Origin of the sequence: Klebsiella sp. GB_Kp056 (genome assembly GCF_040064755.1) — a bacterium.
Classification (GTDB): Bacteria; Pseudomonadota; Gammaproteobacteria; order Enterobacterales; family Enterobacteriaceae; genus Klebsiella; species Klebsiella quasipneumoniae.
Genome location: NZ_JBEAJA010000027.1, coordinates 14,065 through 28,407, shown reverse-complemented (window position 1 = coordinate 28,407; position 14,343 = coordinate 14,065). Strand labels below are relative to the sequence as shown.

The 14,343-nt window shown below is 55.1% G+C and carries 13 protein-coding genes and 1 pseudogene; 5 read left to right on the top strand and 9 right to left on the bottom strand.

The features are described 5' to 3' along the window. Positions 1 to 25: 25 nt before the first annotated feature. From ABLV52_RS01795 to tssB, 7 genes and pseudogenes are all read right to left on the bottom strand, one after another. Positions 26 to 976: pseudogene (locus tag ABLV52_RS01795) on the bottom strand (AAA family ATPase); the annotation flags it as partial. 340 nt (positions 977 to 1,316) lie between these two features. After that, positions 1,317 to 1,808 carry an Hcp family type VI secretion system effector gene (locus tag ABLV52_RS01790; protein ID WP_023290568.1) on the bottom strand — a complete coding sequence of 164 codons (492 nt, stop codon included), beginning with the start codon at positions 1,806 to 1,808 and terminating at the stop codon, positions 1,317 to 1,319. 2 nt (positions 1,809 to 1,810) lie between these two features. Continuing rightward, positions 1,811 to 3,490: an OmpA family protein gene (locus ABLV52_RS01785; RefSeq protein WP_348889935.1), complete on the bottom strand. Its 1,680-nt coding sequence runs from the start codon at positions 3,488 to 3,490 to the stop codon at positions 1,811 to 1,813. Then, positions 3,490 to 4,179 carry a type VI secretion system protein TssL, short form gene (gene tssL / locus ABLV52_RS01780; RefSeq protein WP_023290570.1) on the bottom strand — a complete coding sequence of 230 codons (690 nt, stop codon included), beginning with the start codon at positions 4,177 to 4,179 and terminating at the stop codon, positions 3,490 to 3,492. The genes ABLV52_RS01785 and tssL overlap by 1 nt, the downstream gene beginning before the upstream one ends. Further along, complete coding sequence (gene tssK / locus ABLV52_RS01775) at positions 4,176 to 5,525, bottom strand: type VI secretion system baseplate subunit TssK (protein ID WP_348889934.1); 1,350 nt, start codon at positions 5,523 to 5,525, stop codon at positions 4,176 to 4,178. The genes tssL and tssK overlap by 4 nt, the downstream gene beginning before the upstream one ends. A gap of 11 nt (positions 5,526 to 5,536) precedes the next feature. Next, a complete protein-coding gene (gene tssC / locus ABLV52_RS01770) occupies positions 5,537 to 7,081 on the bottom strand; it encodes a type VI secretion system contractile sheath large subunit (RefSeq protein ID WP_044522514.1) in 1,545 nt (514 codons plus the stop codon). A 42-nt stretch (positions 7,082 to 7,123) separates the two neighbouring features. Next, a complete protein-coding gene (tssB, locus tag ABLV52_RS01765; RefSeq protein ID WP_023290573.1) occupies positions 7,124 to 7,615 on the bottom strand; it encodes a type VI secretion system contractile sheath small subunit in 492 nt (163 codons plus the stop codon). 551 nt (positions 7,616 to 8,166) lie between these two features. Here tssB and ABLV52_RS01760 point away from each other — a divergent pair. Together ABLV52_RS01760 and ABLV52_RS01755 are read left to right on the top strand one after the other, a co-directional pair. Then, complete coding sequence (locus ABLV52_RS01760; protein WP_348889933.1) at positions 8,167 to 8,649, top strand: WbuC family cupin fold metalloprotein; 483 nt, start codon at positions 8,167 to 8,169, stop codon at positions 8,647 to 8,649. Positions 8,650 to 9,015: 366 nt separating this feature from the next. Next, a complete protein-coding gene (locus ABLV52_RS01755; RefSeq protein WP_348889932.1) occupies positions 9,016 to 9,876 on the top strand; it encodes a hypothetical protein in 861 nt (286 codons plus the stop codon). Between the two features lie 30 nt (positions 9,877 to 9,906). On the opposite strand, the gene cynR is transcribed toward ABLV52_RS01755, so the two are convergent. Then, a complete protein-coding gene (gene cynR, locus ABLV52_RS01750; protein ID WP_048297979.1) occupies positions 9,907 to 10,815 on the bottom strand; it encodes a transcriptional regulator CynR in 909 nt (302 codons plus the stop codon). A 132-nt stretch (positions 10,816 to 10,947) separates the two neighbouring features. On the opposite strand from cynR, the gene ABLV52_RS01745 reads away from it, so the two are divergent. The 3 genes from ABLV52_RS01745 (at position 10,948) to ypdK (ending at position 13,008) form a co-directional block, all read left to right on the top strand. Continuing rightward, a complete protein-coding gene (locus ABLV52_RS01745) occupies positions 10,948 to 11,406 on the top strand; it encodes a nucleoside deaminase (RefSeq protein WP_023290577.1) in 459 nt (152 codons plus the stop codon). After that, positions 11,403 to 12,599 (top strand): CynX/NimT family MFS transporter, encoded by a 1,197-nt coding sequence (locus tag ABLV52_RS01740; protein ID WP_023290578.1) that lies wholly within the window; start codon positions 11,403 to 11,405, stop codon positions 12,597 to 12,599. Before ABLV52_RS01745 ends, ABLV52_RS01740 begins: the two co-directional genes overlap by 4 nt. Positions 12,600 to 12,936: 337 nt before the next feature. Continuing rightward, positions 12,937 to 13,008, top strand: coding sequence for a membrane protein YpdK (ypdK, locus tag ABLV52_RS01735; RefSeq protein ID WP_099119320.1), 72 nt, complete (start codon positions 12,937 to 12,939; stop codon positions 13,006 to 13,008). A 70-nt stretch (positions 13,009 to 13,078) separates the two neighbouring features. Here the strand turns inward: ypdK and alaC are convergent, their stop codons facing one another. Further along, entirely contained in the window at positions 13,079 to 14,293 is a 1,215-nt protein-coding gene (gene alaC / locus ABLV52_RS01730) for an alanine transaminase (RefSeq protein WP_004202031.1), read from the bottom strand. Between the last annotated feature and the right edge of the window lie 50 nt (positions 14,294 to 14,343).

Sequence of the window (14,343 nt, the reverse complement as noted above, 5' to 3'; positions counted from 1 at the left end):
GTGGCCTTCCTGATAAGTGTTCCGCTCATGACGCCTCTCCTTCTGCCTGTTCATCAAATTCCAGCACAATGCCCTGTTCATGATCCCAGGTCAGCTGTAGCGAGGACGGCTTTTGTTTTGCCGCCATAGGGCTCAATAACTGCTGACTCAGAACCGGCAGGATCTGCTGGTTAAGCAGGCTGTCGACGTTACGGGCACCGGTATCCGGCAACAGACAGGCTGTCGTCAGGGTGTCGATGAGGCTTTCACCAGTGTGAGTGGAAATGCCATAGTGGCGTTGCAGCCGCGTACTCACCTGCGCCAGCTTCATGCCGACGATGGTTCGCATGGCATCCATTGCCAACGGGCGGTATATCACCGTCTGGAAGCGGGCCAGCAGCGCTGGATGGAAATGATCGCGCAGGATCGGGCGTAACAACTCATGAAGATCGCTCTCAGTAGCTTCTGGTTGCTCTTCCAGTAACTGCATCAGCGGGTCACTGCCCGGGTTGGACGTCATCAGGATCACGGTATTGCGAAAATCAATTTCACGTCCTTCCCCGTCCCGCATAAAGCCCCGGTCAAAGACCTGATAAAACAGGTTCATCACATCCCGATGGGCCTTCTCCACTTCATCGAGCAGCACCACGCTATACGGACGCTTACGGACTGCCTCGGTGAGAATGCCGCCCTGACCATATCCGACATACCCGGGAGGGAAGCCTTTCAACTGCGAGACCGTATGCGGCTCCTGGTATTCAGACAGGTTGATGGTAATGAGCGATTTCTCACCACCATACATAACGTCAGCAAGTGCCAGCGCCGTTTCTGTTTTGCTCACTCCGCCTGGACCCACCAGTAAAAAAACCCCCTGCGGTCCGTTTTCCGGCGTCAGGCCGGTTTTTGACGCCCTCAGGCGCTGGGCAATGGCGCTCAGCGCAGCGTGCTGACCAACAACGCGTTTTGACAGGTTGTGCTCAAGACTCAGTAATTCCGTATAGCGCCGGGTAAGAACGGTCAGGTCACCTTCCCCCTGCTCCAGCAGTTTCAGCAGCCAGTGCTCAGGCGTGATTTCTGCATGCGCACGGGTCTGACATAAAGAAGCCGCCCCCTCCTGTGCTCTGGCGCAATAAGGGTTAAGTCGTCGTAGCAGGACTGCTGAATGATGTTCCATGTCGTTCCCTCTTGTTCAGGCACGCTACCGCCCCTGGCCGTCAACCGATGCCCATAAGGTTCATGCCGATAAATTGTGAGCCTGCTCTGCAAAGCGTCTGTCTGGCAGGCGCTGTGCGGAGCAAAACAAAAAGGCGGACAGAAGGGATCTGCCCGCCAGAATCTTATGCTGTGGTGCGTTCGTTCCAGGAATCGGAATGAATGATGTTGCCGTCTTTGTAGGTCCAGGTGATTTTTTCGTAGCGCAGTTCGATCTGCTCAAGGTGGTTATGTTTCTCGAAAGAAGGATCCTTGATGTCGTGCATTTTCGGTGCAACTTTCACTAGTTTGACGTTTTCCAGCTTCGTGTTGAAGTACTCTACTTCCTGACCCGCGTCGTTGATTTTGTACCACTTGAATTCAGCAGATTTCAGGGTCTGGCCGGTGGTCACCGCCTTGTACAGGTACGGGCTGGAAGCGTCGATTTCTTTGGTGAACAGGAACGGCGTGTGGATACGGGTTCCGGTCAGCTTGCCGGTGTTATTATCGGTCGGGATGTACAGGTTATGCTCCTGCGCCACCACCTCAATGCTGCCCTCACGGTCCTTCACGTCCACGGAACCTTTAATGTCCGCGCCACCGTCGTCTTTCAGCCACAGATAAACCGGGATTGCCATGTTTACTTCTCCATTTCTCGAGTAGAAACGTCACGTACATCCTGTGACGCGTGTTTTGCGCCAGGCAGACGACAGGCGTCAGCCTGCGGTACCAGACTGATCTCGACACGCCGGTTATGCGAACGGCCATCAGGCGTGTCGTTTGATGCAATTGGTCGACTGTCGCCGTAACCCTGCACGGCAAAGCAACTTTCCGGTACGTCCCCGGTATCACGCATCCAGTTACGGACGGCCTCAGCTCTTTGCAAAGACAGGGTCTGATTTAGCTGAACGCTGCCGGTATTGTCTGTATGACCGCTGACCACGATCAGCCAGCCCGGTCTGGCTTTAATCCCTACCAGTGCGTTGACGAGTATTTTGGTTGAGCCGTCTTTGAGTACCGATTTGCCGGAGTCAAACAGTGACATGCTGTCAAGTCGTACAATTTTCGGTACCGGTTTCGGTTCAGGGGCGGGTGGCGGCGTCCAGGTATCGATAGCCTGCTGCAAGGCCAGCCACAGACGTTGGCCCGGGTAATAGCCCAGGCTGTAACACAAAGGCTCACCCTGGCGCTGCCAGCGTTCAAGCAGGAGCGCATCCTGCTTCAGGGCGGCCAGTGACTCTGCCTTAGGGCGATAGTGGTTCATCGGGATTGCATTCCAGCGCTGTAAATCGGTACTCACCTGACGGATGAGGTCACGATTATTGAGCGCAGACATACCCAATGCGGTCAGGGCACACAGCCACATCAGCAGGATCAGGCGACGGGTACGCTGGCCCCCCTGCACCGTTGAAGCAAAAGGTGCCAGCAGCGGCAGAACCGCATCCGGAAACAAACTTGCCGGTGCTGTCTGCCCTGTTTTTCCGAAAAAATGTAAACAGGTGCGGGTATATAGCCAGTCGGCCCAGACTGACTCTGTCCCGGGAAGGACGGTACCGAGGCGCATTGCCACGGAGAATGCTCGTTCAGGAGGCGTTAACCGATCAGGCTTTTCCAGCTCATCAGCCAGCGTATTACGGATAAAGGAAAATGCCTCACTGACGGCTGGCAGCGCCAGGAGATTGTCTTCCGCCTGCTGCCAGTCGATGAGATCCTGCGGCGAATCATTAACCGGACAGACAATCGGTTTATCACCCCGAACGATTATCCACGGCGTTTCAGGCCCGGAAAATTCTGCACTCAACACAACAGGCAGAGTGAAACCCGTCAGGGATTTAATCTGCTTACACTGCTGGCGGAGCGTTTTCAGTGTGGAACGAAGAACGGCTTCATCCTGATGATGATCTGGCAGACAGCGGTACATCACCGAGAGCTGACCAACCTGGCGCGGGAACTGCGTCTGGATACTGCGGACAACGTCAGTTAACCGGTTGACGTCACCGGCCCGCAGCCACCATCCCTGGGCTGTTTTACGCAGAGGACCGCCCTGAAATAACGCTTCCAGCATGTCACCACACACCAGTACAACGGGGCCCTGGGCGTCGGTTAAAGGCAGTTCAGCGGCCGGGAGGGTAACGTCGAATGTGGGCACTTCGCTCCAACAGTTTTTAAACACATACCAGCCTGCCAGAACGAGGATCAGCAGAGTGGACAGACCGTTGAAAACGTTGCCTGTCGGAATGAAATACCACAGCAACCACAGTAGCGCGGCTACGGCTGCTAAGGTGTGTAGGGCTACCGAAATGATGACTGTTCTACGCATTAGCCATGCAGCTCCGGTATTTGTGCTGACAAAAGAGACTGGAGCCAGAGGTGCCCCCCCCACCAGATAACGCCGGTAAGAATGACGGCCAGCACTATCCAGAACCAGACTGAGCGCATCAGACTCCAGCGATGTGTCCCCCTCCGGTGAACAACCAGAGACAGGCCTGCATCAGGCGGAGAAACCCGTTCAGAAAGGGCTTTCACTACCTCATCCCGCTGTGACTGGCTGACAGTCTTCAGGCTGTATAACCCCTGAAAGCCCAGCGCTATCACCCGGTGATAGCAGGTTAAAACGGCCGGGTTCGGTGAGGGCTGACGCAGAACCTCTGCAATGCGATCCCATAGTGCTTCACCAGCCCGAAGCGAGCCAAAAAAACGGGCCTGAAGTGGCGCTTTACGCCAGACCATCTGGCCTTCGTCTACTTTCGGCTCCTCTCCTCCTTCGTTTTCTCCGGGCTTACGGCTCATCACCGTTTCGTCCAGCAGGGCGCATTGTGCGTAGGAAATATGATCCACACTGGCGTCGTCATAACCGGCACGCTCCAGCGCTTCCCGCACACTTTCAACCTGTTTAACGCATCTGTTGTAAAGCGCAGAGCCATTAAGCGTGATGGCGCCTTTCTTAAGCATGGTGACGGTGAGCCAGGTCTCAGTCATTAGCTGGTCGATATCGATATCCTGTCTCATGAGCGCAATACCGCAAACAGTTCAAGTTCCAAATCGCCAAGTAACTCAGGCACATAGAACATACACACCCCCTGTTCCAGCATTTCATGCGCAGCGGGGCTTTCTATATCAAGTGCGAAGTACTGGTTTTCCATGCGTACAGGCAACGCTGCCGGTACCCTGCTCACCGGTATCAACGGGATCCCCTTGAGCGCAGCACCATAGATCTCGCGGACATCATCAGGTGAACCTGCCTGACAGAGTGCCGGAAATTTCTCGGCAACCTGCCAGGCCGGGATATCCGAGCGTACAGAGAGATAGAGATCGGCCTCTTCACGCAGTCGGATATCGTGGAGGTTGGCCTTCCAGGTCTGTCCGTCCGGGCGGGTCATTTCCAGAGCAATGACCCGGGATGGCAGACTTGCCTCCAGCAAACCCGTTATCAGGTCAAACAGCGGAGGAAACGCCTTAGCTGGCTCCTCGTGGTCATAACCCGGTATGGCGTCCAGATCATGGTCCAGGGAAAAGGTCAGCATGCTACCTGCCAGACGAGCGAGCTCAGCCCACACCTGTTCAGGCGGACGGGAAGGAAAACGTTCGTATTCTGTCAGCACTGTGGCGTGAGTATTCAGTGCATTCAGCAACCAGAAAAGGGAAACATCGGCGACGGCAAAATCGGCGAGCCTTTCGTTGCTTTCTCGGCGCATCGTCATCAGACGCTGGCGTCGGGAGCGTAACTGGCGATTAAGCAGCACCAGACGTTCGTGAAGGACCGGGCTTGCTCCAAATGACGCCACTGGAGGAATAAAAGATGGATCCTGTCGCCACGCATTATGTCCATCCCGAATCAGTCTTGCGACCGGACACACTTTCCAGGAATCATTGCTTTCATGGGCAAACCGGATGATGAAATTAAACCGGGCAACTGCTATAGATTCTTCTTCAGAGCCAAAAGCATCCTGCAATGTTACCCACTCTTCACGATAGCGAAGCGGCCGTTCTGAACTGACGCCCTCCTGTTCAACGTTGCTCATACCTGGCTGCATGTGCGGCAATGCAATGAGGACAGTTACCGCATCACGACCTGCCAGCTGGCTGGCATCTAACTCACGCGGCGCTGGAGGCAGATCGCTGCTTTGCGCATCAATTAATGAACCATCTTCCAGCCAGAGACGTAACTGCGTAATCTGAATCAGACCGGACGAAAGAAGACTGTCATTAAACTCAATCATTTCCACGCCCCAGGGGAATGGGGACGCCAGCGCTGATGCACCGGCGCTGCGAAAAGACTCCCATTCAGCCTGTTGCTGGAACTGTTGAGGGGATAGTAAAGCCCCCTCGTTCCACAGTGGACGATAAATTTTCATCCCGTCCTGCCTTATGCTTTTGCTTTGGGCATCTGAGATACCAGCGACAGATTGACGTCCAGCCCCTCGACCTGGAAGTGCGGCACGGCGTACAGCTTCACGCGGAAGAAGCCCGGGTTGTCCTCGATATCTTCCACCACCACGCTGGCATCGCGCAGCGGATGGGAGGCCTGCAGCTCGTCGCCCGGATCGGTCATTTCGGTGACCAGGCTCCGCACCCAGGTGTTCAGCTCCAGCTCCAGCAGGCGCCGGTCCTTGGTGGTGCCGATATTTTCGCGCTGGATCATCTTCAGGTAGTGCGCAATGCGCGACAGCAGGAAGATATAAGGCAGACGCGCATTGATGCGGCTGTTGGCGGTAGCGTCGGCGGTATCGTACAGCGCCGGTTTTTGCGCGGAGTTGGCCGAGAAGAAGCAGGCGTAATCGCGATTTTTGTAGTACGACAGTGGAATGAAGCCCAGGCTGGCGAACTCAAACTCCCGCGTTTCCGGGATCATCACCTCGGAAGGGATCTTCACCTGATTGCCGGTGCCCAGATCGTACAGATGGATGGGCAGATCTTTCACCGCGCCGCCGGCCTGCGGGCCGCGGATCTGCACGCACCAGCCGTTATTGACAAAGCTCTTCACCATATTGGAGGCGAAAGAGAACGCCGCGCTGGTCCAGAGATACTTTTCGTGGTCCGGCCCCTTCACCTGCTCAACATAGTTGAAGCTGCGCACCGGCACGGTGTCCGGACCATACGGCAGACGACCCAGCACGCGCGGCATCACCAGGCCGATGTAGCGGGCGTCGTCGGTTTCACGAAACGCTTTCCAGCGAATATATTCCGCACGTTCGAAGTAGTTACCGATATCTTTGATGGCGGCGACCTCTTCCATGGTCTCTTTCAGGAAGAAAGCCGGGCCGACGGCGCCGATAAACGGCATGTGGGCGGCAGCGGAAACCCGGGAGATATTGCGCAGCAGCGCCACATCCTGCGCGCTGGCGTCGAACTCATAGGCCGAGATCAGCGAGCCGATCGGCTCGCCGCCGGGGGTGTCGTACTCCGCAGTGTAGGTGTGCCAGTAAAGGCCGCTCTGAATCAGCTCCGGCGCATCCTCAAAGTCCTGACGCAGATCGTCCTTTGAGACGTCGAGGATCTCCGTTTTCACGTTCTGGCGGTAGTCGGTGTTGTCCACCAGCTGTTTGAGGCCGCGCCACAGGGATTCGACCTGCTGAAACTCCGGATGGTGCATCACTGCGTCCAGCTGGCGGCTTATCTGGAAATCCAGTTCAGCGATATGGTGGTCAATCAGCGTTTTATCGAGCTTTTCCACCCGCTGGCCGGACTGGCGGATGCGCTCCATAAACACCTGCATCGCCGCGGTCAGACGCTCCGCCGCCGGCGCCTCGGAGAGCGCGGCATCGTCCAGAAAGTCGTTGATGTCCCCGAGGCGAGCGGCCGGGGCGAGATTGATTTTTTCAAACAGCGACGCGTAAACGCCCTCGCTCGCCGTGTTTTCCTGCAGCGCGGTTTGCCCCTGAACAGGGCTGTTTTCTGTGGTAACAGACATTAGCATTTTCCCGGTTATTCCATTAACAGACTTGCCCCGCCATTATTTCGGAGCAAGCGCACTCATTTCGTCGCGTAATTCCTGTGACAGCGCCGGATCTTTCAGAATTGCCTCGAGCTCTTTTCTGAAAGTGGCGTTATCAAGCAGATTGGATTTGAGATCGCGTAATAAATTACGCATCGCCAGCATGGCGCGGAGTTGTGGAATTTGCCGGGCAATCTGCTCCGGTTCAAAATCGTTGATATCGGTAAAACGCAGCCTGACGTTCTCCTCTTCGCCATTGCCAGCCAGCGTATTCGGCACCGAGAGATTCACCTCCGGGCTAAATTCCGAAAGTACGCTGTTAAAGTTATTTTTATTGACGTTAATTTTCTCTCTTTCCGATAATGGCCGGTTTTCTTTACCGTGACTAAAATCACCAATGGTAAGTAGCTTTAATGGCAGCTCAACCTTTTTTTGCACGCCGCCGGTGTGGAGAGATAATTTAAGATTAATGCGAGCCTTAGGCACTTCATTCTGGAACGTATCAGTCACTTCTGTCTCTTCCCTTAGTTAATTATCATACACATCTTCGCTTGACACTTAATTAAGTGTAATAATAAAACAGCGCTCAACAAAACAGCAAGCCGCCTGCAATGAGTAAAACTACAGAACAAATACAGCAATAATTCATATCAACAATGAATGATTAACGCGTCAAATATAAAAAAACGAAAATTCATAAAGTATTAAAAACTACACGTTATCAAAACATCACATGACCCATTTTAATAAATTGCATAAATTTGCTTTAAGTCAATATTGCCATATTACAAGCATCAATATTAATAACTTTATTGATATTGCAGCATGAATAGTTATAGCAAAAGATACTGCACATGTTTGACCTGATACTCAGCACAAAACATCTTGCTTTTACATTTCTACGGCCACCTACATACAGTGGCGATGTGACAATATTATCTGTTACAGATGATTAAGTTACATGACTCGCATTTATTCGTACAATGCCTTTTGGGTGACTCGGTCACAAGCCGCTATCCCGATGCAACACTCTCTGGACAACAAAGGAGCCAGGCGTTGATATGAAACAGATCACCCTTAGCGATATGCAGCAGCAGAGCGAAGCGGCAGCCAGTTCCCCGCGCTTACGTGCCCATCGCAATTTTCACCCTGAGCTGAGCGACCCGGTGCAGCGTCTGGCTATCGCTATGGAACCCGGCACCTATATCCGCCTGCACCGGCACCGACATACCTTTGAACTTTTGCTGCCGCTGAAAGGTCGCTTTGTGGTGCTAAATTTTGATGATCATGGCGCGATCACTAACCGGGTGGTGCTGGGTGAAACCTGCACGGCGCTGGAAATGGAGCCTGGCACCTGGCATACGGTGCTCTCACTCGACGCTGGTGGGATGGTATTTGAAGTTAAACAAGGCGCTTATCAACCGCTTGCTGAAATCGACACTATGGACTGGGCGCCAGCAGAAGGTCAGCCGGGTACCGCGGAGATGATGGCCTGGTATGCCATCGCGCAGCCAGGAGATCGCTATCCCTCTGTAACCCGGTAAGCTTGGCCGCCGCAAACGGATGCCGCGAGTATCCGTTTGCGTTATCCCTGTCGTCCAGGCATTGATCTCAAGATCCACATTCTCTTCATGATGCGTTCCCTCTCGTCGAGGTCGTTAATAAAAAAACAAAAAAGTGTTGTATTCAGGCGCTAAGCAAACTATTTTTCTCGAGCGAAATAAATGATAGGATTACACAATCAAGTGAATGGCTGACGTAACAATAAGAATAATCATCTTATTGATATAATATTCTCAACATGAATGAATTTCATCAATCAGACCAGCGACGTTAACAAAAAAAAGCACATGACCATCAGATTTTCATTGCTAATACTGACCGCTATTTTTCTGCAATAAACAATCCTTATGAATATAACAGAACGGAATATCTGGAAATTAAATAATTTACCGCCAATGGAGTATTGTTCCCTTCCCCGGGCGCAAAAACTATTAAACTGCGAAATTGAAGACATTCTTCACTGGCATGATATCGGTGCGATCAATCTATGCCTGAAGCTTAACCCGACGCGGGGAACACTAAAACTCGCCGTCCTTTCTCATCAGGAAAAAGAGGTAACCAACACATTTAATCCACTCAATTCATCAGAGACGGTGGAAACCTACTGGTCGCCACACTCCCATATCCATAGCATTTTGCGGATTGATGACGATATTCCCGTCATGGAAACCCAGAGCGGGAATACCGTCACGCAGTTCAACGTCAAGGTCACAGCTTCAGGACTCTGGCATCCGCACGGCCGGAATTTAATGGCGTTGCTGGAGGCGCCTAACGATATTCATCGTGAAAACAGGTTCAGCATGATGCTGCCTGAGAAACCGTTTGTTTATTGTCACTTCATTCCGCAGGAAGCCGAAAACCCCATCCTGTCATTGAATCGGCTCTATATTACCAGTCAGGCAATTGAGAAAATATTTGCCCATAGCATTAGCGCCCGACCGATGGATGTCACAAAAAATCCGCTACGGCAACAAACCGGTTATATCCATCAGGAATTAACCTCACTTCCGCAAAGTGAGGTACTGCTGGAATTTATCCACGATCTTATTCTGTCCCATACTTTATTTAATGTGAAATTGCAGACCATGGCTGAGCCAGACAAGACCCAGCTCTTTCATCACGTGCTGGAAAGGCTTAAGGAGGAAGTCATGCTTAGAGAGAATGCCCTGCCCGACGAGGCCGACACCAGCAACGCAGCCCATCGTTAATCCTGGCTCGCCGCCGAGCGACGCACGCCTTCAGGCAGGAGGCAGGCGGTTTTCCTGCTCAAGCGTTAGCGCAATCTCCCGCGCCAGGGCGATAAATTCGCGTGCCGCGGCGCTCTGCCACGCATCCCTGCGCTGGAGCAAACAGGCCGTTCGCTGCAGCAGCGCGGGTTCCAGCTCAATCGCCACCACATCATCATACTGCCCGGCGATCGCCGCCGGCAGCAGTGTCGCAAGGGGGGTTCGCCGAATGACCGACAGAACGGCGCCGATAGAGTTGGCCTCCATCTGCACGTCAGGTTCGAGCCGATGACGACGACAATAACGATCGATCTGCTCCCGGGTGGCAAACTCGCTGCTCAGTAAAATCAGCGGCTGCGCGTCGAGCGCCTGCAGCCTGAGCGCGTTCTCTCTGGCCAGAGGATGCGTGCGGCTCACCACCAGCGCGAGGGTTTCCGTCAGCAGCGGCTGAACGACAATATCCGGGGAACGACTGTCGTCAAAGGCGATGCCGACATCCAGTTCATCCTGCAGCAACATCATTTCCATGCGCTCCTGGTTCATCTCCTGGATCAGCAATTTCACGCCGGGGTAGCGTCGATAGTAGTTTTCCACCAGCGGTCCCAGCATATAGGTGGTGAAGGTCGGCGTCATGGCAATGCGGAGTTTGCCGCGCTGCAGATCCTCAGCGTCATGCAGAGCGCGCCGCCCCTCCTCAAGATCGCGTAACGCCCGGCGGGCATACTCCAGCCAGATCTCTCCGGCATCGGTTAACCGGATATAACGGCCAGAGCGGTCGAAAAGCTGAACCTCCAGCATGGCTTCCAGCTGGCGGATCTGCTGTGACAGCGCCGGCTGGGAGACGTGCAGCGCCGCGGCGGCGCGGGTAAAGCCACGGTGTTCTGCCACAGCGATAAAGTAGGAAAGATGGCGCAGGAGCATCCGCTTACCTATAAGTAATTCAACTAGGGTTCATCATAAATAAGTCTTTTAACTTATGAAACAAGTTACGTACCCTCTACGCACGACCCGTTGCCTCTTTTACCTTGAACATCATCTTATGCAGGAGTGACTATGTCCGCTCACGATCGCTATCTCCAGCGCGCCTTAGCGCTGGCAAAACACAACACAACCCACGGTGGTCGCCCCTTTGGCGCCGTGATGGTGCGCCATAACGAGGTTGTCGCCGAAGCCGTCAACACCTTTCATCTGAGCGGCGACCCAACGGCGCATGCCGAACTGAATGCCGTTCGCGATATTGCCGCCAGGCTGGGAAGCGAAGTTCTGCGCGAATGCGTTATTTACGCCAGCGGACAGCCTTGTCCGATGTGTCTTAGCGCACTCTATTTAACCGGCGTGCGGGAAGTATTTTTCGCCAACAGCAATCAGGACGGAGAGCCTTTTCAGCTATCTACCGCCGCGATTTATCAGCAGTTGCAGCAGCCGCTGGCGCAGCAGACGTTGCCGATCCATCATCGCCCGCAGCCGGAGGGTCTGGCCGTTTATCAGCGGTGGGCGGAACAGCAGCCATGAAAGCCGTGTTGCGACAGAATCTGACGCTGGGGATCCTGGTGCTGATCGGCATAAATATGCGGCCGCTGCTCACCTCCATCGGCCCTTTGCTTCCGGAGATCCGCGCTGCCAGCGGGATGAGCTATACCCTGGCCGCGCTACTGACCGCCCTGCCGGTGGTAGCGATGGGCGTGCTGGCGCTGGCCGGCGGCTGGGTCGATCGTCATGTCGGTCAAAACCGTAGCATTGCGCTAAGCCTGCTGATTATCGCGGCGGGCGCCCTGTTGCGGGAAATCGCCCCGAATAGCGGCCTACTGCTCACCAGCGCCCTGGCCGGAGGCGTTGGCATCGGCATCATCCAGGCTGCCATCCCGGCGGTGATTAAGCGCTTATTCGCCCGACGGACGCCGCTGGTAATGGGGCTATGGTCAGCCGCGCTAATGGGCGGTGGCGGGTTAGGCGCCGCGTTAACGCCGTGGCTGGCGTCGCACAGCACAGCCTGGCGGGATGCGCTGGCCTGGTGGGCGCTCCCCGCCCTCCTCGCCCTGCTCAGCTGGCTGGCGATTTGCCGGCACCTGCCCCGTGCTCCGCATCAGACCAGCGCCGCCCCCCGGGTAGCGATTATTGGCCAGCGCCGCGCCTGGACGCTGGGGCTCTATTTCGGACTGATCAATGCCGGCTACGCCAGTCTGATCGCCTGGCTGCCGCCCTATTATATGCAGCTTGGCGACAGCGCCCAGTACAGCGGCTCGCTGCTGGCGTTGCTGACAGTTGGGCAAACCGCGGGCGCGCTGCTGCTGCCGGCGCTGGCTCGCCAGGATGACCGGCGCCAGCTTCTGCTGTGTGCTCTGGCGCTCCAGCTGATTGGCTTCTGCGGCTTCATCTGGCTGCCGCAGCACTTCTCCGCGCTCTGGGCTCTCGCCTGCGGCGTCGGTCTGGGCGGCGCGTTTCCCCTGTGCCTGGTGCTGGCCCTCGATCATGCCGGACAACCGACGGTGGCCGGCCGGCTGGTAGCCTTTATGCAGGGTATCGGATTTATTATCGCCGGCCTGTCGCCCTGGCTTTCCGGCCTGCTGCGTAGCCTGAGCGGGAACTACACCCTTGACTGGTCCTGGCATGCGCTCTGTGTCCTGTTACTCATGGCGATCACGCTGCGCTTTATCCCGGCACACTACCCTGCCGAGTGGCGACAGCGCGCCTCTGATCTGCATTAAACCGGTGGCGCGTGGCAACGTGAATGCCGCGCGCCAAGCCTGACTAGCCTCGCTAATCGCCCTGATGAGAAACCCGTTTTCGCAGCGTCGCTGGCGCTAAATTTATTACCGGGCGAAATTAATGTGTCGCCGAATCACGACACTCGTAAGTAACTAAAAATTAATAAAAAAATGCCTCTTGTTTCCCTGATTTTTTAGGCGTACATTAGCGCCATCTGGAGCACTTAACGCACAGAATTGCGAGCTGCCGCAGGGTGAGATTTCACCAGCGACAGCCCTTGAAAAACAGAACAATTAATTCATTTGAACGTCGCATAAGCGCGTGGAGTGATGAGTCGTGAAATACTTCTTTATGGGCCTCTCTTTTATGGTCATCGTTTGGGCCGGTACTTTTGCCCTGATGATCTAGACTGCAGCGGTGTCAAAAAAAACGGGAGCCCAGAGGCTCCCGTTTTTGTTATAGCGTATTCGCCGAAGCGCTAGCTCGCGGCGGGCAGCAAGCCATCCGCGCGGAACATCGCCTTAATGCCGCGGATCGCCTGACGCGTCCGGTCCCGGTTCTCGATCAGCGCGAAGCGGACATGGGTATCGCCATAATCGCCAAAGCCAATCCCCGGAGAAACGCAAACCTTCGCTTCGTTAAGCAGCTTTTTCGCGAACTCCAGCGAGCCCATGTCGGCATAAGGTTCCGGAATTTTCGCCCAGACGTACATGGACGCTTTCGGACACTCCACCATCCAGCCGGCCTCATGGAGCCCTTTCACCAGCACATCGCGGCGGCGCTTATACTGTTCAGCGATATCCCGCACGCATTGCTGATCGCCCTCCAGGGCAGCGATCGCCGCCACCTGCAGCGGCGTAAACGTGCCGTAGTCATGGTAGCTTTTGATGCGGGCAAGGGCGTTCACCAGGGTCTTATTACCGACCATAAAGCCAATGCGCCAGCCGGCCATGTTATAGCTTTTCGACAGGGTAAAGAACTCGACGGCGACATCGCGTGCGCCGGGCACCTGCATGATGGAGGGCGCTTTCCAGCCGTCATACACGATATCGGCATAGGCCAGATCGTGGACGACCAGGATGTCATACTGCTTCGCCAGGGCGACAACCTTTTCAAAGAAATCCAGCTCGACGCACTGCGCGGTCGGATTCGAGGGAAAGCCAAGGATCATCATCTTCGGCTTCGGATAGCTCTCGCGGATGGCGCGTTCCAGTTCGTTAAAGAAATCCACCCCTTCCACCAGCGGCACCGAGCGCACCTGCGCCCCGGCAATCACCGCGCCGTAGATATGGATCGGGTAGCTGGGGTTCGGCACCAGCACGGTGTCGCCATGATCCAGCGTCGCCAGCATCAGGTGCGCCAGCCCCTCTTTCGAACCAATGGTGACGATCGCTTCCGATTCCGGATCGATATCGACGTTATAGCGTTCTTCATACCAGCGCGAAATAGCGCGACGCAGGCGTGGGATCCCCCGCGAGGTAGAGTAACCATGGGTGTCAGGCCGCTGGGCGACGGTGCAGAGTTTTTCCACGATATGCGGCGGCGTCGCGCCATCGGGATTGCCCATACTGAAATCGATAATATCTTCGCCGCGCCGGCGCGCAGCCATTTTCAGTTCGGCAGTAATATTAAAAACATACGGGGGGAGACGATCGATACGCGTAAAACGGCGTTCAGGACTGGATTCAGCCATAGGTTCCTCTGATTAACGTTAGCGCCCGGACCGTCCGAGCGACGCTGCCG